Source organism: Ruegeria alba, from assembly GCF_022321465.1.
In the GTDB taxonomy this organism is placed as follows: Bacteria; Pseudomonadota; Alphaproteobacteria; order Rhodobacterales; family Rhodobacteraceae; genus Ruegeria_B; species Ruegeria_B alba.
Genome location: NZ_JAKOEM010000005.1, coordinates 12,573 through 32,308, shown reverse-complemented (window position 1 = coordinate 32,308; position 19,736 = coordinate 12,573). Strand labels below are relative to the sequence as shown.

At 62.6% G+C, this 19,736-nt stretch carries 20 protein-coding genes and 1 tRNA gene; 7 read left to right on the top strand and 14 right to left on the bottom strand.

The features are described 5' to 3' along the window. Positions 1 to 42: 42 nt before the first annotated feature. The gene (gene carA / locus MB818_RS08015; RefSeq protein WP_234166903.1) at positions 43 to 1,209 is read right to left on the bottom strand and encodes a glutamine-hydrolyzing carbamoyl-phosphate synthase small subunit; all 1,167 of its coding nucleotides are present in this window, start codon (positions 1,207 to 1,209) and stop codon (positions 43 to 45) included. Between the two features lie 188 nt (positions 1,210 to 1,397). On the opposite strand from carA, the gene MB818_RS08010 reads away from it, so the two are divergent. Beyond that, entirely contained in the window at positions 1,398 to 1,877 is a 480-nt protein-coding gene (locus tag MB818_RS08010) for a GatB/YqeY domain-containing protein (protein ID WP_234166902.1), read from the top strand. Positions 1,878 to 1,925: 48 nt separating this feature from the next. On the opposite strand, the gene MB818_RS08005 is transcribed toward MB818_RS08010, so the two are convergent. The 6 genes from MB818_RS08005 to MB818_RS07980 form a co-directional block, all read right to left on the bottom strand. Further along, positions 1,926 to 2,204: a hypothetical protein gene (locus MB818_RS08005; protein ID WP_238904723.1), complete on the bottom strand. Its 279-nt coding sequence runs from the start codon at positions 2,202 to 2,204 to the stop codon at positions 1,926 to 1,928. Next, positions 2,201 to 2,677 (bottom strand): prephenate dehydrogenase/arogenate dehydrogenase family protein, encoded by a 477-nt coding sequence (locus MB818_RS08000; protein ID WP_238904721.1) that lies wholly within the window; start codon positions 2,675 to 2,677, stop codon positions 2,201 to 2,203. The genes MB818_RS08005 and MB818_RS08000 overlap by 4 nt, the downstream gene beginning before the upstream one ends. A 188-nt stretch (positions 2,678 to 2,865) precedes the next feature. Continuing rightward, complete coding sequence (locus MB818_RS07995; RefSeq protein ID WP_234137858.1) at positions 2,866 to 3,342, bottom strand: DUF2244 domain-containing protein; 477 nt, start codon at positions 3,340 to 3,342, stop codon at positions 2,866 to 2,868. A gap of 59 nt (positions 3,343 to 3,401) precedes the next feature. Next, the gene (locus MB818_RS07990) at positions 3,402 to 4,316 is read right to left on the bottom strand and encodes a glycosyltransferase family protein (RefSeq protein ID WP_234137859.1); all 915 of its coding nucleotides are present in this window, start codon (positions 4,314 to 4,316) and stop codon (positions 3,402 to 3,404) included. A gap of 210 nt (positions 4,317 to 4,526) precedes the next feature. Then, positions 4,527 to 6,185, bottom strand: a complete 1,659-nt coding sequence (gene ctaD, locus MB818_RS07985; RefSeq protein WP_234137860.1) for a cytochrome c oxidase subunit I — start codon at positions 6,183 to 6,185, stop codon at positions 4,527 to 4,529. Between the two features lie 170 nt (positions 6,186 to 6,355). Beyond that, entirely contained in the window at positions 6,356 to 6,898 is a 543-nt protein-coding gene (locus MB818_RS07980) for a MarR family winged helix-turn-helix transcriptional regulator (protein ID WP_238904719.1), read from the bottom strand. 89 nt (positions 6,899 to 6,987) lie between these two features. On the opposite strand from MB818_RS07980, the gene MB818_RS07975 reads away from it, so the two are divergent. From MB818_RS07975 to MB818_RS07965, 3 genes are all read left to right on the top strand, one after another. Then, a complete protein-coding gene (locus tag MB818_RS07975; protein WP_238904717.1) occupies positions 6,988 to 7,737 on the top strand; it encodes a hypothetical protein in 750 nt (249 codons plus the stop codon). Positions 7,738 to 7,851: 114 nt separating this feature from the next. Further along, on the top strand, positions 7,852 to 8,274 hold the full coding sequence (locus MB818_RS07970; RefSeq protein ID WP_234216229.1) for an HIT family protein: 423 nt from the start codon (positions 7,852 to 7,854) through the stop codon (positions 8,272 to 8,274). 79 nt (positions 8,275 to 8,353) lie between these two features. Beyond that, positions 8,354 to 9,304, top strand: a complete 951-nt coding sequence (locus MB818_RS07965; protein ID WP_234216228.1) for a cation diffusion facilitator family transporter — start codon at positions 8,354 to 8,356, stop codon at positions 9,302 to 9,304. Between the two features lie 507 nt (positions 9,305 to 9,811). Here MB818_RS07965 and lipB read toward each other — a convergent pair. Both lipB and MB818_RS07955 read right to left on the bottom strand, forming a co-directional pair. Further along, positions 9,812 to 10,462, bottom strand: a complete 651-nt coding sequence (gene lipB, locus MB818_RS07960) for a lipoyl(octanoyl) transferase LipB (RefSeq protein WP_238904715.1) — start codon at positions 10,460 to 10,462, stop codon at positions 9,812 to 9,814. A 57-nt stretch (positions 10,463 to 10,519) separates the two neighbouring features. After that, positions 10,520 to 11,179: a DsbA family oxidoreductase gene (locus MB818_RS07955; protein WP_238904713.1), complete on the bottom strand. Its 660-nt coding sequence runs from the start codon at positions 11,177 to 11,179 to the stop codon at positions 10,520 to 10,522. Positions 11,180 to 11,320: 141 nt separating this feature from the next. On the opposite strand from MB818_RS07955, the gene MB818_RS07950 reads away from it, so the two are divergent. Both MB818_RS07950 and MB818_RS07945 read left to right on the top strand, forming a co-directional pair. Beyond that, positions 11,321 to 11,407, top strand: a tRNA-Leu gene (locus MB818_RS07950). Between the two features lie 92 nt (positions 11,408 to 11,499). Continuing rightward, positions 11,500 to 11,823 (top strand): hypothetical protein, encoded by a 324-nt coding sequence (locus MB818_RS07945; protein ID WP_238904710.1) that lies wholly within the window; start codon positions 11,500 to 11,502, stop codon positions 11,821 to 11,823. Between the two features lie 330 nt (positions 11,824 to 12,153). On the opposite strand, the gene MB818_RS07940 is transcribed toward MB818_RS07945, so the two are convergent. Beyond that, positions 12,154 to 12,780 (bottom strand): tetratricopeptide repeat protein, encoded by a 627-nt coding sequence (locus MB818_RS07940; RefSeq protein WP_238904708.1) that lies wholly within the window; start codon positions 12,778 to 12,780, stop codon positions 12,154 to 12,156. A gap of 325 nt (positions 12,781 to 13,105) precedes the next feature. Continuing rightward, positions 13,106 to 13,534, bottom strand: coding sequence for a carboxymuconolactone decarboxylase family protein (locus MB818_RS07935; RefSeq protein ID WP_234137867.1), 429 nt, complete (start codon positions 13,532 to 13,534; stop codon positions 13,106 to 13,108). A 105-nt stretch (positions 13,535 to 13,639) separates the two neighbouring features. Here MB818_RS07935 and MB818_RS07930 point away from each other — a divergent pair, with 105 nt between their 5' ends. Then, positions 13,640 to 14,134, top strand: coding sequence for an RrF2 family transcriptional regulator (locus MB818_RS07930; RefSeq protein WP_234137868.1), 495 nt, complete (start codon positions 13,640 to 13,642; stop codon positions 14,132 to 14,134). A gap of 70 nt (positions 14,135 to 14,204) precedes the next feature. On the opposite strand, the gene MB818_RS07925 is transcribed toward MB818_RS07930, so the two are convergent. From MB818_RS07925 to MB818_RS07915, 3 genes are read right to left on the bottom strand one after another with little or no spacing between them, the layout of a single operon-like run. After that, positions 14,205 to 15,419: an MFS transporter gene (locus MB818_RS07925; RefSeq protein WP_304622095.1), complete on the bottom strand. Its 1,215-nt coding sequence runs from the start codon at positions 15,417 to 15,419 to the stop codon at positions 14,205 to 14,207. A 30-nt stretch (positions 15,420 to 15,449) separates the two neighbouring features. Continuing rightward, complete coding sequence (locus MB818_RS07920) at positions 15,450 to 18,578, bottom strand: efflux RND transporter permease subunit (RefSeq protein WP_234216218.1); 3,129 nt, start codon at positions 18,576 to 18,578, stop codon at positions 15,450 to 15,452. Between the two features lie 3 nt (positions 18,579 to 18,581). Then, positions 18,582 to 19,706 (bottom strand): efflux RND transporter periplasmic adaptor subunit, encoded by a 1,125-nt coding sequence (locus MB818_RS07915; RefSeq protein ID WP_369426328.1) that lies wholly within the window; start codon positions 19,704 to 19,706, stop codon positions 18,582 to 18,584. Between the last annotated feature and the right edge of the window lie 30 nt (positions 19,707 to 19,736).

The following is a 19,736-nucleotide window of genomic DNA, read 5'->3' as shown; positions in this document are numbered from 1 at the left end:
CGTTAATGGCAGACAAAACCGGCTGCGATTGCAGGTTTTTTGTCAGGCATCGGCCTTTTGTGCGTCCATCGCTTCGGCAAAGCGTTCGAACAGATAGAAACTGTCCTGCGGGCCGGGGCTGGCCTCGGGGTGATACTGCACCGAGAAGACGGGCCGCTCGGTCATGCGGATGCCGCAGTTGGAACCATCGAACAGCGAGCGATGGGTTTCCACCACGCCCTCGGGCAGGCTCTGCGCATCGACGGCAAAGCCGTGGTTCATCGAGGTGATCTCGACCTTGCCGGTTTCCAGGTCCTTGACCGGGTGGTTGGCGCCGTGATGGCCGTGGTTCATCTTGACGGTGCGGCCGCCAAGCGCCAGCGCCAGCATCTGGTGGCCCAGGCAGATGCCAAAGACGGGCAAGGCGGTGGTGTCGAGGATTTCGCGGATCATCGGCACCGCATATTCACCGGTCGCCGCCGGGTCGCCGGGTCCGTTCGACAGGAACACGCCGTCGGGCGCATGCGCCAGCACCTCGGCCGCGGTGGCGGTGGCGGGCAGCACGGTCACGTCACAGCCTGCCGAGGCGAGGCAGCGCAGGATGTTGCGCTTGGCACCATAGTCAATGGCAACCACCTTGTGCTTGGGCGCCTCCTGCCGGACATAACCCTCGGGCCAGGCCCAGCGCATCTCGTCCCAGCGATAGGATTGCGCGCAGGTCACGTCCTTGGCCAGGTCCATGCCTTCGAGCCCGGCAAAGCCGCGCGCGGCGGCGACCAGCGCGGCAAGGTCGAACTTGCCATCGGGGTCATGGGCCAAGGCCACATGCGGTGCGCCCTGCTGGCGAATGGCGCGGGTCAGGCGACGGGTATCGACACCGCCGATGGCGATCCGGCCGCGCCGGGCTAGCCAGCCCTTGAGCTCTTCGGCGGCACGCCAGTTGGACGGTTGCGTCGGGTCCCATTTCACCACCATGCCTGCGGCCACCGGGTCGGCGGTCTCGTCATCCTCGGGGGTGACACCGACATTGCCGATATGGGGAAAGGTGAAGGTCACGATCTGGCCCGCATAAGAGGGATCGGTCATGATTTCCTGATAGCCGGTCATCGCCGTGTTGAAACACAGCTCGGCCACGGTCTGGCCGGTAGCGCCGAAGCCGGTGCCGTAAAACACTGTTCCATCGGCCAGAACCAGGCATGCGGTGGGCTTGGACAGGGGGTTCTGGGCCATGGCGCGACTCTCTATCTCTGGGTAAATCGGCGCATACCTAAGGGTCTTGTGGCCCTGGGTCAACCCTGATCAATTTTTGGGCTTTTGTTGTTTTTCAATAACTTATCAATGTAGCGCCCCGGTTGTGTCGTGCTTTTTCTTTCGCTATGTTCGGGAACTTGAACAATGTCAGGGGATGGGCAGTTCTGATGGATATGCGGGCACGTGTGAATACCGCGCTGAAACAGGCGATGAAGGACAAGGCGGCCGATCGGTTGTCGACCCTGCGGCTGATCAATGCGGCGATCAAGGATCGCGACATCGCGGTGCGTGGCAGTGGCGATGAAGAGGCCGCCTGTTGCGGCGATGCCGAGGTTCTGGCCATTCTGGGCAAGATGACCAAGCAGCGCCAGGAAAGCGCGCGCGCCTATGAAGAGGGCGGGCGGCTGGACCTGGCCGAGCGTGAGCGTCAGGAAATCGCGGTGATCGAGGAGTTCCTGCCCAAGCAGCTGGACGAGGACGAGGTCGAGAACGCCGTGCGCGCGGCGATCACGGCCACCGGTGCCGGGTCGATCCGTGACATGGGCAAGGTGATGGGCGAATTGAAGGCGCGCTATACCGGCCAGATGGATTTCGGCAAGGTCGGCCCGATGGTCAAGGATCAGCTCTGCGCCACCGGCAATTGCTGATCCGATCTTGCATAGACTGACTGAAAGGCCCGCCCATGCGGGTCATTTCTATTTTGGCGCCGCATAGGCGTGGTCTAGCCCCGTCACGAGATCCAGAAATTCTTCGCGCACGCCCGAGGCAAAGGGATTGGCACTTTCGATGGCGGCCAGAACGCCGGGCGGGTCGTGTCGTACCATCTCGACTGCCTGTTTCAGCAGCTCGAAGCTGGCGGTGGTCATGCGGTCGGGCAACGGCCCCATCCGGTTCAGCGCCTGGGCGATCAGATGGGTCAACCCCTGTACCGTGGCGGCCTCGCGGTCATGCGCTTCGGGAGTGGTGATGATCACCCGCAGCCCCAGCCGCGCGCGCAAAACGCCGCCACCGGCAGATGGGCGCGTCCACGCAACGGGCAAAGCGCGATCTTGTGACCGGCAATCCCGTGTCGCGCGCTTTGCGGACCAAACAGGGGATGCGTGCCGATCAACGCCACATGGCTGGGCAGGTTCGCCTGCATGATCTCCGCCGGGGTCATCTTGACCGAGCCCACATCGGCTACCACCGCACCGGGGCGCAGAAGTGGGGCGATGGCGCGGCAGGCCTCGGCCATGCCCGCGACGGGCATCGCAAGGATCACCAGGTCGCAGCCCGCCGCCTCTATCAGCGGGACAGCCCGTGCGCCGACGGGGAGGTTGATGCCATCGGGCATGGCGGGGTCATGGATCAGGCAGGGCAGATGTGGCGTCAGATGCGTCGCGATCAAGCGGCCAAAGGCGCCAAAACCCAAGAGGCCGACCGAGGTAAAGGTAAGGTGACAGGACATGACAGGCTCCGAAGGGGCCGCGATGCCGGGTCATGTGGTCAAGTGAGAAGCTGTTCGGACCGCCGGATCGCGGCGGTTGAACAGGAAATGCTGCCGCCGTTATGTGAACGGCGGATAATAGACGGTGCTGACAAAGGCGCGTGTCTGTTGCATGTCGTTTGCCTAGCCCGCCATGCCGCTCCTGTCAATCACCGCGCCAGCATGTCCCGCAGATCGTCGTAAAGCGCGATGCGTTCATCCTCGGACAGAAACGCCCCGATCTCGACCTCGCGCCCGCCACCCTGGAGGGTCACGTAATGGGGCACCGGTCCGCCATGAGCATGCATGGTGGCGCGCGCCCAATAGCGGTTGCAATCCCATTCCTGCGCCGCCCCGCGCGGGTTGTGGCGCACCAGATGCGCGCGTTCGGGGTCGAGCGTCAGTATCTCGAGGATGCGGCGCTGGCGATAGTTCATCTCGATAGCCAGCCACAGCCCGGCGACCGCCAGTAAAAGAAACGGCAACAACCCCCACAAGAGTGGCGACCCCAGAACCGCGATCAGCGGCAGCACCCCAAGCGCAAAGATCGACAGCACCAAGGCGGCCGCCCCACGCGGCGGCAACGAGTTGTGCGGCCACAGATGCAGCTCTTGCAGGGTATCGGTGCGTTTCCAGTCATAGGGCATGGCGCTTAGGTATCACGACCGCGGCCGCCGTCCATAGCCCGCGTTGCCGCAGCAACGGTTCAATCGAGGAGTTCGACCTGATGGTATTGCAGCAGGTCCAATGCCTCCATACGCGCACGCAAGTCCTCGGACAGCACGCTGACCCGGTCGTAGAAGCCCGATAGCAGTTCCAGAAGGTCCTGTTCGCTGGGATTCTCCAGCGCCGCCGCCTCAGGTGCCACATAGGGCAGGATGTCGTAATTGCCGGTGCGCAGGTTGTAAGAGGTGTCGCGCATCTTGTTCAGGGTCCGGTTCACCCAAAGCTCGCGGTTCTCGCAATGCATATGCGCGATCCAGGCGTTGTCCATCTCGAAGATCGCGTTTTCGATCTCGGGCGACGGGGGGCGGGGAAAGTGGATGCCATGGCCCCAGCCCTCCAGCCCCGCGCGCAGGATCGACTTGCCCTGGTAATGTCCGAACAACCCGTTGCGAAAAACCTGGAGGTCTTCGCCATAGACATGCAGCCGGGCGCGGAATTTCAGATGACGGACCGAGCGGCGGAAGGGCATCGGCCCGTCATGTTCCTCGGGCGGGGTCATCGGTTCCAGCGTGCCCAGATGTGCAGTCTGGTGGCAGGGCGGGACCGCAGCCAGTAGCGTGCCAAGCGGCCCCCCCCGCGTCACCATCAACTCGTCGGCATCGAAATGGGCCTGCCAATCGGTCAGGCAACGCTCGTACGCGACGCGGCCATTCAGCAACTGCCGCCGCTCGACGTAGGGCGGGCGCCGGCGGTTCAAGCCCTCCCAATAGTCGGGGCCGCAGCGCTGGGTAATTACTCCGGGCTGGTTGGCGAAGGTATCAAAGGCGGGATCGTCGGGATCGTCAAAGAAGAGATGCACATAACTGGCACCCGCGCCCAGATTGTGATCCACAAATCGGCGCAGGATGTGAACGGGTTCCTTGACCATGGAGAAGACGCTCCAGGTCGCTTTCATGCTCTGCCTCAAAACTTGTTCTGTTTTTCGACAAAGTCTCCACAAATCCTGCCGCATGTACAGCTTGCGGTTTTGGACAAGCGTTAGTGCCGCGCCCGGCGTTGAGATTTTGCAACGCCTGCCGGTAAGGGCGATGGTAGAGCAAGAGAAAAGGAAAAGGCCCCCGCGCGGATGCGTCGGGGGCCTTTCTGGTTTTTCTGGCTCTGGCGCTTAGTGCGCGTGGCCCTTGTCCCAGTCTTCCTGCTTGGGCAGGGTCTCGAACGTGTGTTCCGGAGGCGGGGTGGGCAGGGTCCACTCCAGCGTATCGGCATATTCGTTCCAATAGTTGTTGCGGCTTTCGCGGGCGCCGCGGAACAGCGCATAGAACACGATGCCGAAGAACAGCAGGAACGAGGCGAACGAGATGAACGCGCCATAGGACGAGATCTTGTTCCAATAGGCAAAGGCTTCCGGGTAGTCGATGTAGCGACGCGGCATGCCCTGACGGCCCAGGAAGTGCTGCGGGAAGAAGGTCAGGTTGGCGCCGATGAAGAACATCCAGAAGTGGATCTTGCCCCAGAACTCGGAATACTGGCGGCCCGTCATCTTGGCAAAGTAGAAATACATGCCGGCAAAGATGGCGAACACGGCCCCCAGGCTCATCACATAGTGGAAGTGGGCAACCACGTAATAGGTGTCATGATAGGCCCGGTCGACCGAGGCCTGGCTGAGCACCACGCCGGTCACACCGCCGACGGTGAACAGGAACAGGAAGCCGAAGGCGAACAGCATAGGCGTCTTGAACTCGATCGAGCCGCCCCACATGGTGGCGATCCAGCTGAACACCTTCACACCGGTGGGCACCGCGATGACCATGGTGGCCAGCATGAAATAGGCCTGCTGGTTGAGGCTCATGCCGACGGTGTACATGTGGTGCGCCCAGACGACAAAGCCCAGAACACCGATCGCGATGATCGCCCAGACCATCGGCAGATAGCCGAAGACGGGCTTGCGCGCGAAGGTGGCGATCACATGGCTGATGATGCCAAAGCCGGGCAGGATCACGATATACACTTCCGGGTGGCCAAAGAACCACAGGATGTGCTGGTACAGGATCGGGTCGCCGCCGCCTGCCGGATCAAAGAAGGTGAAGCCGAAGTTGCGGTCCATAAGCAGCATGGTGATGGCGCCGGCCAGAACCGGCAGCGACAGCAGGATCAGCCACGAGGTCACGAAGATCGACCACGAAAACAGCGGCACCTTGAAGAGCGTCATGCCCGGGGCGCGCATGTTCAGGAAGGTGGTGATCATGTTGATCGCACCCAGGATCGAGGAGGCGCCCGACAGGTGCACGGCGAAAATCGCCAGATCCATCGACATGCCGCCTTCGGTGGTCGACAGCGGCGGGTACAGAACCCAGCCCACGCCCGAACCCAGCTGGTCGTTGCCACCCGGCGTCAGCATCGAGGCCACACCCAGCGAGGTACCGGCGACATAGAGCCAGAAGCTGAGGTTGTTCATGCGCGGGAACGCCATGTCCGGCGCACCGATCTGAAGCGGCATGAAGAAGTTGCCGAAACCGCCGAAGAGGGCCGGAATGACGACAAAGAACATCATCAGGACGCCGTGATAGGTGATCATCACGTTCCACAGATGGCCGTTCGGCGTGCAGGGATCGGCCATGAAGCCTTCCAGACACATGTACTGAACACCCGGCTCCATCAGTTCGAGCCGCATGTAGACGGTCATCAGCACCGAGATCAGACCGGCCAGCGCCGAAAAGATCAGGTACAGGATCCCGATATCCTTGTGGTTGGTCGACATGAACCAGCGGGTAAAGAAGCCGCGATTGTCCTCATGCCCGTGACCATGAATGGCTGCGTCTGCCATTTAGGTGCCTCCTTGCAGATTTCTACGCACAGCCGAAACGCTCCGGGCCGCGCGGATTCCTTGCGGTTTTAGAATGTGAGGCAGGGCGCATCAATGGCGGAGTTTGATCTGGATCAAGATAAATGGCCGCACCCCTCTTGAACCGGGGCGGCAAAAACCGGGGATGTGGTTCAGACAGGCACCTGCTCGTGGCAGATTTGCTGCGTTTCTTCGGGCAGAAGCGGTGCCTTCAGAAGATTGCAGAGGCCGCCGGTCCCGGTGGCCCTGTAATGGGTGCAGTTCTGGCAAACCCCAAAGGACCGCCCCTGATTGGCCACCAGCATGGCCGACAAGACGGCGCTCAACTGTTGCCAAAGCGCCGATTTGCCATCCTTGCCCAACCCGTCGATAGCATGGCTCAGCGCAGTGCTCCGGCCCGCTGCCTCTTGCCCCTTTAGGGTAGGGGTGTAGCTGATCGAACGCTTGTCGGCTTCGGACCGGCTCTCCTTCAAATAACCGTTGCGCAGCAAGACCTTGAGCGTTTGCGACATGGTGCCCCGGGTGGTGCCCAGATAGGCGGCCACATGTGAGGGCGCGCGCGAGAAACGGTTGGCGCGCGACAGATAGTCCAGCGCCGCCAGTTGCACGGGGTTGAGGTCGTCCTCCCAGGTCTCGGCCGCATCAAGACGGGCGAGACGGGTGACAAGCGCGCGGATCTGCTCGGTCTCGGTCATGAGGTATTTGTAGCGACTCGCTATGAGTATTGCAATGATGTGGGTTATATGATAGCGAATCGCTACTAAATATCATTCAGGAGACCGACATGCTCAGACCCTTGCTTCTTTCCGTTGTCTTGCCATTCGTCGCGGGTGCCGGCCTGGCCGGGGGCACTCATGCCGTCGAGCAGGAGGGGGCGGTGCTGTCCGCCGCCGATGCATCGCGGGTGGCCGCCTTTGACATCCTTGCGGCCCATGCCCATCGCGAGGGCCGTCTGGTGACCTTTCACATGACCACCAACGGCACCGCCGGTGCCGAGCGGCCCGAGCCAGTCGGGGCGCTGGGCGGGGCGCCGGTGCTGTCCTATGTCTGGCCCACCTCGCTGGACCCCGCGACGGTCGGGTTCGAGGGCGGCACCGGCATTCTGGCGCTGGCCGCCACCAGCCACCCGGATTTTGACGACACGCCGCTGTTTGACGAGGATGGCGACGGCGACCCGGCCAATGACGGAACGCTTTGGCACAGCCACTGGGTGGTGCTGACCCCGACCGAGGCTTGCGGGGCCGGGGCGCTGGGGGTGCGCGACATTCCCGAGGGCGCGACACCGGCAATGCCGCTGACCTGGCCCGGCCTGCCGATCTATATCGACAGTCCCGGATATACACCGCGCTTTGACGGGCCTGAGATCACGCTGACCGTGCCCTTTGCCGATGCCGATGCGGTTGCGGGCGCGGCCTATGACGGGGTGACCGCCGCGCTGCGGGTGAACGCAAACATTCATGCGCCGCTGCTATGCGTGACCGATGTGTTCGACATCGCCTCGGGCGATCTGAGCCTGCCGGGCCGGATCGAGTGACACGGCGCGGGGCCACGTCGCCGTGGCCCCGCATCCCCGGACAGAAGACCGTACCGCGCCTTGACCCCGCCCTGCGGCTCGCTCACAACTCTTGCGACGTACAGAACAGGACGGATGACCATGGCCTATGATCCCGACAACATTTTTGCCAAGATCCTCAGGGGCGAGATCCCCTCGACCCGGGTCTATGAGGATGACGACACGCTTGCCTTCATGGATATCATGCCGCGTGCCGACGGGCATCTGCTGGTGATCCCCAAGACGCCCTGCCGCAACCTGCTGGATGCCAGCCCCACGCAACTGTCTGCGGTGATGGCGACGGTGCAAAAGCTGGGCCATGCGGTGATGGCGGCCTTTGGCGCCGAGGGTGTGACCATCCAGCAGTTCAACGAAGCGGCAGGCGGGCAAGAGGTGTTCCACCTGCATTTCCACGTGCTGCCGCGTCACGAAGGAGTGCGCCTGCGCCCGCCGGGCCAGATGGGCGACATGGCGGCAATTGCCGAACAGGCTGAGAGGATTCGCGCCGCCTTGGGCTGAAAAGACGGATCGCCTCTTGAACCTACAGCCGCTGTAGCAATTAGGTGGGAAAGCGAACCGGAATCAGGAACGCTTTCTCATGCCACATGACCATGAGGCCGCATCGGCCCATACTCATGCCCACGGGCTCCACCACCATCACATCGACCCATCCGCCGGCGATGCGCGCATTGCTTGGGCCATCGCGGTCAACATGCTGCTCACCCTTGCCCAGGTGGTGGGTGGGCTCTTGTCGGGCTCGCTGGCGCTGATCGCCGATGCGCTGCACAATTTCTCGGACGCGGTGGCGCTGATCATCGCCTTTGGCGCCCGCCGCATCGCCCGGCGCCCCGCAGATGCGCGGATGAGCTATGGCTATGGTCGGGCCGAGGTGATCGCGGCACTGATCAACTATACCACCCTGATCGTGCTGGCGCTCTACCTCGTTTACGAGGGGATCATGCGCTTTCTCGACCCGCAGCCCATCGACGGCTGGCTGGTGGTCTGGATCGCCGCGCTGGCGCTGGTCATCGATCTGGTGACGGCGGCGCTGACCTGGTCGATGGCCAAGACCTCGATGAATATCCGCGCGGCCTTTCTGCACAATCTGGCCGATGCGCTGGGCTCGGTTGCGGTGATCGTGGCAGGCAGCGCGGTGATCTGGTTTGGCTGGACCTGGGTCGACCCGTTGGTGACGCTGATGATCGCGGCCTACATCCTGTGGCATGTCCGGGCCGAGATCGGCGCCGCGATCGGGGTGCTGATGCTGGGTACGCCGCCGGGACACGATCCCGAGTCGGTGGCGCAAGAAATCGAAGCTGTCGAGGGCGTTCGATCGCTGCATCACCTGCATCTGTGGAGTCTTCAGGAGAATACCGCCGCGCTCAGCGCGCATTTGGTGATCGAACCCGGCGCCTGGGGGCAGGCCGATGCAATCAAGGCACGGGTGAAGTCCGTTCTGGAGACACGTCTGGGCATCACACATGTCACGCTTGAGATGGAGTGCGTGGTGCATGCCTGTGCCCATCCGCAGCGCATCGGCGGTGATTGAGAGCGGAGCTAGCAAAGAAATTGCCGCCCCGCCAAGGGGCGGGGCGGCAGAACCGAAACAATAGCGCAGGTACTGCTATGGGAACAGGCGACCGCGCCGAACTTGTTGAAAACACCACTCACTCACTGAACGGTAAGCCTAACCTGACACGGAACTTTGTCCGTTACATGACCCAAATGGGTTATTTTCAGACCAGCAGAGAAGTTTCCTTTCTTTGAATTGACCCAATCTGGTGGTTGCCAGCTTAGAATTGGGGGTTAGCGGTCTGATAGAAGGAGAGCAAAAAGAGAGCCCGGACCAACCTCCATTTCAGGTAGCACCAAACGGCGAGCAGGTGATTGCGGCAATACACGTGACGGTGCTGGTGGCCTGAGCCGCCGTTTCGCCGCCAGCATGCGCGGCGCCAGCTTTCGCCGGTTCTAAGGCATGGGGCAGTTCCTGTACTATGAACGTCCCGATGCGGTGCTGAATGTGATCGAGGAGATGCTGCCCGCGCGCTGAGCGGGATCAATCGGCGCCGAACACCTGTTCGAAGCTCTGACGCAGGGCCACGTCCACATCGCCCATGGTCACCGGCAGGCCCAGATCGACCAGCGAGGTCACCCCGTATTCGGTGATGCCGCAGGGCACGATGCCCGAGAAATGGCTCAGATCCGGTTCCACGTTGATCGAGATGCCGTGAAAGCTGACCCATTTGCGCAGGCGGATGCCGATGGCGGCGATCTTGTCCTCGGCGGGCTGACCGCCGAGCGTCAGCGGCTTGTTCTCGCGCTTGACCCAGACGCCGACGCGGCCCTCGCGGATTTCGCCGCGAATGTTGAACTCGGCCAATGCGGCGATCACCCATTCCTCGAGTTGCTGGACAAAGCGGCGCACGTCATGGCCGCGCTTGCCCACATCGAGCATGACATAGACCACCCTTTGTCCGGGTCCGTGATAGGTATACTGTCCTCCGCGCTTGCTGTCATAGACGGGAAAGCGGTCGGGATCAGTCAGATCTGCGGGCCGGGCAGAGGTGCCGGCGGTGTAAAGCGGCGGATGCTCCAGCAGCCAGATACATTCTTCGGCCTCGCCCGCCGCGATGGCGGCAGCGCGCGCCTCCATAAAGGCCACGGCCTCGTCGTAATCGGTCAGCCCGTCGGTGATCTTCCATTCCATGGCGCTGTCATATCGCGCGGACCCGGGCAGGGGAAGGGGGCAGGCGAAGGGGTGGCGTCAGGCCGCCTCGGCCAGGCACCGCTCTATCACCTGCGCATAGCTTTCGGCGCCCTGCGCGCCGGTCAGCAGGTATTTGCCGCCGAACACCATCGAGGGGACGCCGGAAATGCCATGCTGCGCCCAGAACCTCTGCTTTTCGCGCACAGGCGCCTGATGCGCGCCCGAGGTCAACGCCGTTTGCGCAGCCTTCCTGTCCAGCCCAGCCGCCTCTACCGCGTCAAGCAGGATATCAGGGTCCGACACATCCCGGCCTTGGGTGAAATAGGACGCGAACAGAGCCAGTTTCAGCGGATGCTGGCGGCCCTGACCCTCGGCCCAGTCCAGCAGTTGATGCGCCGCAAAGGTGTTCACGATGCGGCTTTCATCGGTGAAGTTGAACGTGAACCCCAACTCGGCCCCGATCGCGGTCAGCCGAGCGCGCGCCTCGGCGCTCTGCTCTGGCGTCGAGCCGTATTTCTCCATGATATGTTCGCGCAGGTTCTGGCCCTCGGGTCCCATCTGCGGGTTCAACTCGAACGGATGCCAGCGCAGCCGCGCCAGCACGCCGGTGGCCGCAAGCGCCTGATCCAGTTGCCGAAACCCGACGATGCACCAGGGGCAGACCACGTCCGAGACGATGTCGATCTGAAGTTCGGGGCGAGGGGACTGACCGGTCATCTGCGGGCTCCTGAGTCTGGGGCGTATCGTGCCATCCGCTAGCAGATAGGGCGTCGTTCAAGAAATCAAAGTCATGTGTTTTTGTCTCTTCACATCCCGACAACCCTCGTCTATACGCCGCTCTACCAAGTCACTGGCAGTGCGGTCGTGGCGGAATTGGTAGACGCGCAGCGTTGAGGTCGCTGTGGGGTAACACCCGTGGAAGTTCGAGTCTTCTCGACCGCACCAATTCACCCCCTTGAGGGGCCTGTTTTTCAAGGCTATCAGGCATATCGCGCCCATCCCGAGACACAAAACGGGACACATATGGGACACTTGCGATGGTGGTGATGATGAAGCTCAAATACGTTGATGAACTCTCTGGAGGCCGCAAACGGTTCCGCCGAAGATTCCCTAAAGCTGTTGCTGGGGTCTTGGGTGAAGAATTTTTTCAGGTGCCCATCAAGGCCCGTGAAGGGGTCGCGCTGGTCAAAGAGCAGGAAACCCTCCTCGCTGAATACGAAAAGATCGTTGCGAAGGCTAAGCGCAAGGGAGCAGGGCAGGGTACCCTAACGGGCAATCGAGCGAGCCTTGTGATAGGCCACCATGAAGCTGGCCCCCGGAAGGTCGATGATGACCTCTCCCGGCGCTGGGCGGCTGAGTAAGCTACGGGCTGGGGCGGTCTCACGCTGGGCGACAAACTCGAAGCGACCGAGGCGGAAGGAGAAGATGATCATGGGGTGTTCCTTGCGTTGATGTGAAGGCGGGCATGATGCCTCGCTCCCTCTACATCAGCAGCGCAGGAGTGATAGTCAAGTCATTGTTTTAGCTTCATTTTATGAGCATTCCCGCAGGTGAAGCTAACGGGGTGCAGAGAGTACCCCCCCACGGGGGGTGTGCGCGTGCCTCTCTATCTATCTTGGGCTGTAGGATTTTTGCGGTGAGAATAAATCGACCTATCTCTATGGGTTCGTTTCTCTTTAAGAGCATCCGATCTACTGCTCATCTTTCAGTTCATCTGGTGGTGGGGGGAGTTGGGGATGCTTCTCAGCCTCGATCTCGTGTCGTTTAGCTTTACCCATCGCTTTGGACAGGCGCTCTATTAATTTGACCGCAGGTTCAAGGTTCTCAGCTCCATTTCCTATGGCAGATGTAATCTGGAGCCATGCATCCGATACCCTTTCCAGCCGTGTTCGGTTGCGGTCTATTTCGGATTGAAGTTGGTTAAGGCTCCTGAGAATTGGCTCACGGAGGTCGTCGGCCATAGTAGCGCGGGTGACGACTTCTCTTATATGTGAGACCAATGTGGTGGCATGAGACTTCCACTCCTGATCAAGGTAGACCGATGCCTCTCGTAGGTTCGGTTCGAGATCGAAAAGGTTCTCCGCTTTGACCTTGTCCATGAAGCCTTCAAGCTTGAAAAGAGCCTCTTGGATAGCATCATCTCCGTCCGACAACTGCACAGGCTCAAACGGCAAGTCTGGAATATTCAGCACTTTGGCGTAGGAGCACGCTGCGTTGATGTAGAGGACGGCACGAGCGTTGAAGCCAGCCCTGCCCACCTCTGAAAAGTTTACACGACGTTCGTTAACCTTCTGATAGAATATAACTTCTGAGTTCATTCGCGTTGGGCCTTCTGTCCAATTTCCTAAAGACTAATTGTCAAGTCGGCACAGTATCTTAGGTTTTAGTTTGCGTCACTGTGTTTCAAGCTCTTCAGAGAGCGCTCTCGGTCGGACTTGTGCAAGAACTCGATTTGTGAGACACAAATGATGCACACCTTGGGACACAAGGGCGGGGTCGTTTTCTGATTATGTTAGAAAAAACAGTTACCTAGAGGTGTTCTGGTAGGAATGGGTAGTCTTCTCGACCGCACCATTCTCAAATCCGGTATCTGTGCCTCTTATGGCGGCGCCCGCATCCCGTGCGAACGCCGCCTGTCGCGTTTCAGACCGGCAGGCGGGCGCCGACGCCCATGCGGTTCCACAGGTTGATCATCCCGATCGAGGCGGTGAGCGCGGCGACTTCCTGTTCAGACAGTTCTGCGCGCACGGCGGCATAATCGGCATCCGAAACCTCGGAGCCTTCAAGCCGGGTCAGCGTTTCGGCCCAGGCCAGCGCGGCGCGGTCTCGGGCGGTAAAGACACTTGTTTCGGGCCAGACAGCGATCAGATGCAACAGGGTGTCGGGCAGTCCGTCTTGCTGCGCTTCTTTCACATGCATGTTGACGCAATAGGCGCAGCCATTGATCTGCGACACCCTGATCTTGGTCAGATGGACCAGGCGGCTGTCGGGATTGGCCTGAGAGATCGTGTCGTTGAGCGCCAGCATCGCGTCAAAGACCTGAGGTGTTTGTCTGGTGAAGTTGAAGCGCATTGTTACGTGTCCTTTCAAGTGGGTGTTGCAGTCGAATCATCGATAGTTTATATCCATGAATGGCCGACGCAAGCGGGATCGGCGGAACCGGCGCGGGGGGAAGGCATGCGGCGATTGGGGGATGGGGTCGAGGCGGCGCTGCACTGTGCTGCGGTTCTGGCAGAGCTTCCAGAGGGCAAGGTTCTGTCCGGGCGTGATCTCGCCACCCTGCACGGCCTGTCGGAAAGCTATCTGCTCAAGCATATGCGCGCGCTGACAGCCGCCGGTGTGGCCGAGGCGGTGCCGGGACCGCGTGGCGGCTTTCGCCTTGCCCGCGCGCCGGAGCAGGTCTCGCTGCTTGATGTGGTCGAGGCGGTGGATGGTCCCGGCCCGGCTTTTGTCTGTCGCGAGATTCGGCGCAAGGGCGAGGTGACCAGCAATGACCCCTGCGCCTATCGCAAGGATTGTTTCATAAAGCGGCGGATGTTGGTCGCTGAACAGGCGTGGCGTGCCTCGTTGCGGGGCCAGTCGCTGGCGGACCTGATGGTGGATGCCCGCGCCGAGATCGGGCCCGAGAACATGCGCGCGGTCGGCGGGTTTATCGAGGAAAAACAGCGCTGAGGGCGACGGGCCAATCGGGTTTCGGACGTGATCCGGGCGCGCATTCTCCCGGACCCTGCAAATCTGACTGTCATGCCTGCGGTTCGGGCGGGACAGCAGGGGACCAGTTACGGGCCGCAGCCAGGCATCCCGCGGCACCGATCAGCGCAAGCACCGTCAGGGCGATCTGAGGTGTCGTGACCGTGGTCAGCCAACCCGCCAGCGGATAGGACAGCAGCCAGCAGGCATGGGACAGCGAGAACTGCGCCGCAAACAGCGCGGGCAGGTCCTCGGGCCCGGCCGAGCGGCGCAACAGCCGGCCCGACGGTGTCAGCGCCGAGGCAAAGCCGATGCCGTTGAGGAACCAGGCCAGCAGCAGCGGGCCCGATGTCAGACCGAGAAGCGCCACCCAGAGCGCCAGACCCAGCCCGGTCACTGCCATCGCGATGCCTCCGGCAAGCATGACGAGCCGGTCGCTGAAACGGTCCAGCAGCCGGGGCAGGGCCAGCGCCGCCAGCATTGAGCCGCCGCCAAAGGCCCCCAGCGCCAGCGCCACCATCCGGTCCGACCCGTCCAACTCGCTCTTGACCAGAACCACCGTGTTGACCAGCACCATCGCGCCGGGCATCGCCACGGCAAGGTTCAGCGCCAGCAGCCCGCGCAGCCGTGGGGTGGCGAGGTAGAGGCGCAGACCCCGCAGGCTGCGCGTTGCCAGCCCGCCGGTGCGGCTGGCGCCGGGCCGGGGCAGGGCAACCGATACCACCAGCAGTGCCGAACCGACAAAACCCAGCGCGGTGCCCAGAAACAGCGCGTTGAAACTGACCAGCCCCAGCAACAGCGCCGCCAAGGCGGGGCTGACCAGGCTCTCCAGATCATAGGTCAGGCGGCTCAGTGACAGCGCCTTGGTATAGTCCTCTTCGTCAGGCAGCAGGGTTGGGATGGTGGCCTGAAAGGCCGGGGTAAACCCGGCCGAGGCCGCCTGTAGCACGAAGATCAGCACGTAAACCTGCCAGATTTCGGTGACCAGCAGCAGACAGGCCGCCGCTACCGCTCGCACCAGGTCGAGCGCCACCAGCACCCGGCGCCGGTCCATGGCTTCGGTCAGCGCGGCGGCGAGCGGCGACAGAAAGACATAGGCCAGCATCTTGATGGTGAGCGCGATGCCCAGCACCATACCCGCGTGCGGTCCGGCCAGATCATAGGCCAACAGCCCCAGCGCGACGGTGGCCAGACCGGTCCCGGTCAGCGCCACCACCTGCGCAGCAAAGAGGTGCCGATAGGCGCGGTGGCGCAGCACGTCGAACATGGACTGCGCTCCTCTCTCAGCCGGTCGGGGTCACTCAGCGGGGGTCGGGGCGTCGGGGCTGCCCTTGATCCGCTCGCGCGCGCCCTGCATCACCGCATAGAGCACCGGCACCAGCACCACGCCGATCACCGTGGCCGCCAGCATGCCGCCGAACACGGCAACGCCGATGGCTTTCTGGCTTGCGGCGCCGGCGCCATTGGCGGCCAGCAGCGGCACCACGCCCAAGAGGAAGGACAGTGCCGTCATCATGACTGCGCGGAACCGCTGATGCGCGGCCTCGGCAGCGGCCTCGCGGATGCTCAGCCCCTTGGCGCGCTGCTCCATCGCGAATTCCACGATCAGGATCCCGTTCTTGGACGCCATGCCCACCAGCATGATCATGCCGATCTGGGTATAGAGGTTGATGTCCGAGCCGACCACGGCCACCGCCGCCACCGCCCCGAACAGCGCCACGATCACCGAGAGCAGGATCGAGACCGGCATCGACCAGCTTTCATACTGGCCCACCAGGAACAGATAGGCGAACAGCACCGCCAGCCCCAGGATCACCGCGACCAGCCCGCCCGAGCTCAGCTGTTGCTGGGCACTGCCGGTCCATTCGAAGGCATAGCCGGGGGGCAGGGCACTCGCGGTCTCCTCGGTCATCACCGAAATCGCGTCGCCGGTGGACAGGCCCGGTGCGGGCACCGCCGTTACCGTGGCCGAGCGGAACAGATTGTGCCGTTTCAGCAGCACCGGCCCCAGCACGTTTTCCACGTCGATCAGCGTGCCCAGCGGCACCATCTGGCCCTGTTGCGAGCGCACATAGAGGTTGCCGATATCCTCGACCTTGTCGCGATAGCTGCCCTCGGCCTGGATCATCACCCGGTAGACGCGGCCAAACAGGTTGAAGTCGTTGATGTAATACGACCCCAGATGCGCCTGCATGGTCTGGAACACCTCGGCCACCGACACTTGCAGCGTCTTGGCCTTTTCCCGGTCCAGATCGACGAACAGTTGCGGCACGTTGGCCCGGAAGGTGGTATAGCTCTGCGCGATCTCGGGCCGCTGGTTGGCGGCATAGACCAGCGAGCCCACCGCCGCGGCCAGATCCTGGGCCGAGCCGCCACCGGTCTGTTGCACCTCCATCTCGACGCCCGCCGACATGCCCAGACCCTGGATCGGGGGCGGGTTGAAGGCCACGATCGAGGCCGCGCTTTCACCATAGGCGATGTTCAGGATCTTTTTCAGGATGGCATCGGCGCTCAACTCCGGCTCTTGCCGTTCCTCCCAGTTGGTCAGGTTGACGATAATCATCGCGCCGTTGGGCGTCAGCCCGTTCAGCATCGAGAACCCGTTCACCAGAACCGTGTTGGCCACGCCGTCAAGCTGTTGCAGCTTGTCGTTCAGCCGCGCGGTGACCGTCTCGGTCCGGCCCAGCGTGGCCGCGTCGGGCAGTTGCACGTCGACAAACAGGTATCCGTTATCCTCAAGCGGCAGGAACCCTTTGGAGGTGTTGGAGAAGATGCCGCCAGCCCCGGCGCCAATCGCCGCCACGATAGCCAGCGAGATTACCGGCAGGATCAACAGCTTGCGCACCAGCGCCACATAACCGTCGCGCACCCCGCCGATGCCGCGCTCGAACAGGGCAAGGGCCCCCTTGGGCGGACCCGAGCGCGCCCGCAGCACCAGACCGCACAGTGCCGGCGACAGCGTCAGCGCGTTGATCGAGGAGATCGCGACCGCGACCGAAATGGTGACGGCGAATTGCGAATAAAGCCGCCCGGTGATGCCGGGCATGAAGGTGACCGGCACGAACACCGCCAGCAGCACCAGCGTGGTCGCGATCACCGGTCCGGTGATCTGGCCCATCGCCTTGCGGGTGGCCTCGGGCGGGCTCAGCCCCTCTTCGGCGATGATGCGTTCGACGTTTTCCACCACCACGATGGCGTCGTCCACCACGATGCCGATGGCCAGCACCAGCGCAAACAGCGAGATGGTGTTCAGCGACATGCCGAAGGCCAGCAGAAAGGCAAAAGTGCCGATCAGCGAAACCGGGATTGCCACCGCCGGGATCAGCGTGGCCCGCCAGTTGCCCAGGAACACAAAGACCACCGAGACCACCAGAACAAAGGTCAGCATCAGGGTCGTCACCACGTCATTCAGTGACTGTTCCACAAAATCGGTGGTGTTGAAGGGAATCTCGTATTCCACATCCTCGGGAAAGCCGCGCGACAGCCGTTCCAGCTCGGCGGTGACCCGTTCGGATACCGCCAGCGCATTGGCGCCCGGCGCCTGGTAGATGCCCAGCACGGTGGCCGGCTTGCCCTGGAAATAGCCCGACGCGCTGTAAAACTGCGCCCCCAGCTCGACCCGGGCGATATCGCGCACCCGCACGACGGCGCCGGCCTCGCCGGTGCGGATCACGATATTCTCGAACTCGTCAACCGTGCTCAGCCGGCCCTTGGACTTGATCGTGTACTGGAATGTCTGTCCCTCGGGCGCGGGGGGCGCACCGATCTGGCCGGCAGATACCTCAAGGTTCTGCTCGCGCACCGCCGCGATCAGGTCACCGGGCGTGATCGACAGGGCCGCCATCTTGTCGGGGTCCATCCACATCCGCATGGCATATTGCAGGTCGGTCAGCACATCGGCCTTGCCAACACCCTGTACCCGCGCCAGCGCGTCCTTGAGGTTGATCGAGGCATAGTTGGACAGAAACACGCTGTCATAGGTGTCGTTGGGCGAGGTGAGCGTGACCACCATCAGCATGTTGGTCGAGGATTTCTGCGTCACCACGCCGGAATTGGTCACCTCGGTCGGCAAAGAGGACAGCGCCTGTGCCACCCGGTTCTGCACGTTGACCGAGGCGATGTCCGGGTCGGTGCCTACCTCGAAGGTAACGCTCAGCGAATAGGACCCGTTATCGGCCGAGGTCGACGTCATGTAGAGCATGTCGTCGACGCCGTTCACCTGCGCCTCGATCGGGGCGGCGACGGCGTTTTCCACCGTCTCGGCATTGGCGCCGGTATAGTTGGCCGAAACGCTGACTACCGGCGGCGTGATATCGGGGAACTGCGCAACCGGCAGGACCAGATAGCCGATCCCGCCCAGAATGGTCAGGACCAGCGAAATGACAAAGGCCAGCTTTGGCCGGCTGATGAAAAGGGCCGAGAACATGGGTTACTCTCCCGGCTGCTCTGCGGCGACGACCGCATCGACGGCAACGCCGGGGCGCACCCGTTGCAGGCCCTCTACGATCACGCTTTCGCCCTCGCGCAGGCCATCGAGCACGATGGCCGCAGTGCCTTCCGTGTCGCCCAGCGTCACATAGCGCTGTTCGACCATCTGCTTGTCATTGACCACCAGCACGAAATCGCCGCGCTGATCGCGTTGCAGCGCCGCCTGCGGAATCAGCACCCGCAACGTCGGCTCCAGCGCCGAGATGCGCACATGGACAAAGGCGCCATCCACGATCAGCCTCTGGGTATTTGCGAACTCGGCCCGCATCACGATTGCGCCGGTCAACGGATCGACCCGGTTATCGACAAAGACCAGTCGCCCGACCTCGTCCAGCGGTGCGCCGTTGGGCAGGGTGACGTGAACGTCGGGGCTGCGCTGGTTCTCGGCCAGCGTCTCGGCTGTTTCACCAAGCTGTTGCAGCACGTCGATCATCCGCTTTTCGTTGAGCGCAAAGGTGACATGGATCGGTGTCTCGCGCACCAGCGTGACGAGCGGCGGGTTGGCCGGCCCCACCACATCGCCGACCGACGTCGCGACCCGACCCAGCCGGCCGGCAAACGGTGCTTCGATCTGGGTATAGCTCAGATCAAGCTCGGCCTGACGGATCGCCGCCTGTGCCGATTTCACCGCCGCTTCGGCCACCAGTTCGTTGGCGCGGGCAATGTCCACTTCCGAGGCCGGAGTGGCCTCGCGGCGGAGCAGCTCTTCCTTGCGGGCGAGTTCTACGCCTGCCAGTTCCAGATTGGCCTCGGCCTTGTCCAGATCGGCGCGCCGCGCCTCGAGCACCGCCTGATAGAGGTCGGGCTCGATCCGGAACAGCAGATCGCCCTCGGCCACGGTGCTGCCATCCTCGACCAGTTGTTCGTCCAGGAACCCGCTGACACGGGCCACGATATCGACCTTGTCGATCGCCTCGCCACGCCCAATGAACACCGCCTCTTCGGTAATCTCCTGGGTGTAGGCAGCAGCAACTGACACCTTGGGCGCTTCTTGCGCGCCCATCGGCAGGGCGGTCAGTCCGACCGCAAGGCCGGTGAGGGTGGCGGGCACCCAGCGCATACGCATCAGGAGTGAAGGGGAGCGGGTCTGCATGGA

Excerpts from the sequence above, each read along its gene's own strand:
- carA (WP_234166903.1), bottom strand. The coding sequence starts at position 1,209 with ATGGCCCAGAACCCCCTGTCCAAGCCCACCGCATGCCTGGTTCTGGCC.
- MB818_RS08010 (WP_234166902.1), top strand. The coding sequence starts at position 1,398 with ATGGATATGCGGGCACGTGTGAATACCGCGCTGAAACAGGCGATGAAG.
- MB818_RS08000 (WP_238904721.1), bottom strand. The coding sequence starts at position 2,677 with ATGTCCTGTCACCTTACCTTTACCTCGGTCGGCCTCTTGGGTTTTGGC.
- MB818_RS07995 (WP_234137858.1), bottom strand. The coding sequence starts at position 3,342 with ATGCCCTATGACTGGAAACGCACCGATACCCTGCAAGAGCTGCATCTG.
- MB818_RS07990 (WP_234137859.1), bottom strand. The coding sequence starts at position 4,316 with ATGAAAGCGACCTGGAGCGTCTTCTCCATGGTCAAGGAACCCGTTCAC.
- ctaD (WP_234137860.1), bottom strand. The coding sequence starts at position 6,185 with ATGGCAGACGCAGCCATTCATGGTCACGGGCATGAGGACAATCGCGGC.
- MB818_RS07980 (WP_238904719.1), bottom strand. The coding sequence starts at position 6,898 with ATGACCGAGACCGAGCAGATCCGCGCGCTTGTCACCCGTCTCGCCCGT.
- MB818_RS07975 (WP_238904717.1), top strand. The coding sequence starts at position 6,988 with ATGCTCAGACCCTTGCTTCTTTCCGTTGTCTTGCCATTCGTCGCGGGT.
- MB818_RS07970 (WP_234216229.1), top strand. The coding sequence starts at position 7,852 with ATGACCATGGCCTATGATCCCGACAACATTTTTGCCAAGATCCTCAGG.
- MB818_RS07965 (WP_234216228.1), top strand. The coding sequence starts at position 8,354 with ATGCCACATGACCATGAGGCCGCATCGGCCCATACTCATGCCCACGGG.
- lipB (WP_238904715.1), bottom strand. The coding sequence starts at position 10,462 with ATGGAATGGAAGATCACCGACGGGCTGACCGATTACGACGAGGCCGTG.
- MB818_RS07955 (WP_238904713.1), bottom strand. The coding sequence starts at position 11,179 with ATGACCGGTCAGTCCCCTCGCCCCGAACTTCAGATCGACATCGTCTCG.
- MB818_RS07945 (WP_238904710.1), top strand. The coding sequence starts at position 11,500 with ATGGTGGTGATGATGAAGCTCAAATACGTTGATGAACTCTCTGGAGGC.
- MB818_RS07940 (WP_238904708.1), bottom strand. The coding sequence starts at position 12,780 with ATGAACTCAGAAGTTATATTCTATCAGAAGGTTAACGAACGTCGTGTA.
- MB818_RS07935 (WP_234137867.1), bottom strand. The coding sequence starts at position 13,534 with ATGCGCTTCAACTTCACCAGACAAACACCTCAGGTCTTTGACGCGATG.
- MB818_RS07930 (WP_234137868.1), top strand. The coding sequence starts at position 13,640 with ATGCGGCGATTGGGGGATGGGGTCGAGGCGGCGCTGCACTGTGCTGCG.
- MB818_RS07925 (WP_304622095.1), bottom strand. The coding sequence starts at position 15,419 with ATGTTCGACGTGCTGCGCCACCGCGCCTATCGGCACCTCTTTGCTGCG.
- MB818_RS07920 (WP_234216218.1), bottom strand. The coding sequence starts at position 18,578 with ATGTTCTCGGCCCTTTTCATCAGCCGGCCAAAGCTGGCCTTTGTCATT.
- MB818_RS07915 (WP_369426328.1), bottom strand. The coding sequence starts at position 19,706 with ATGCGTATGCGCTGGGTGCCCGCCACCCTCACCGGCCTTGCGGTCGGA.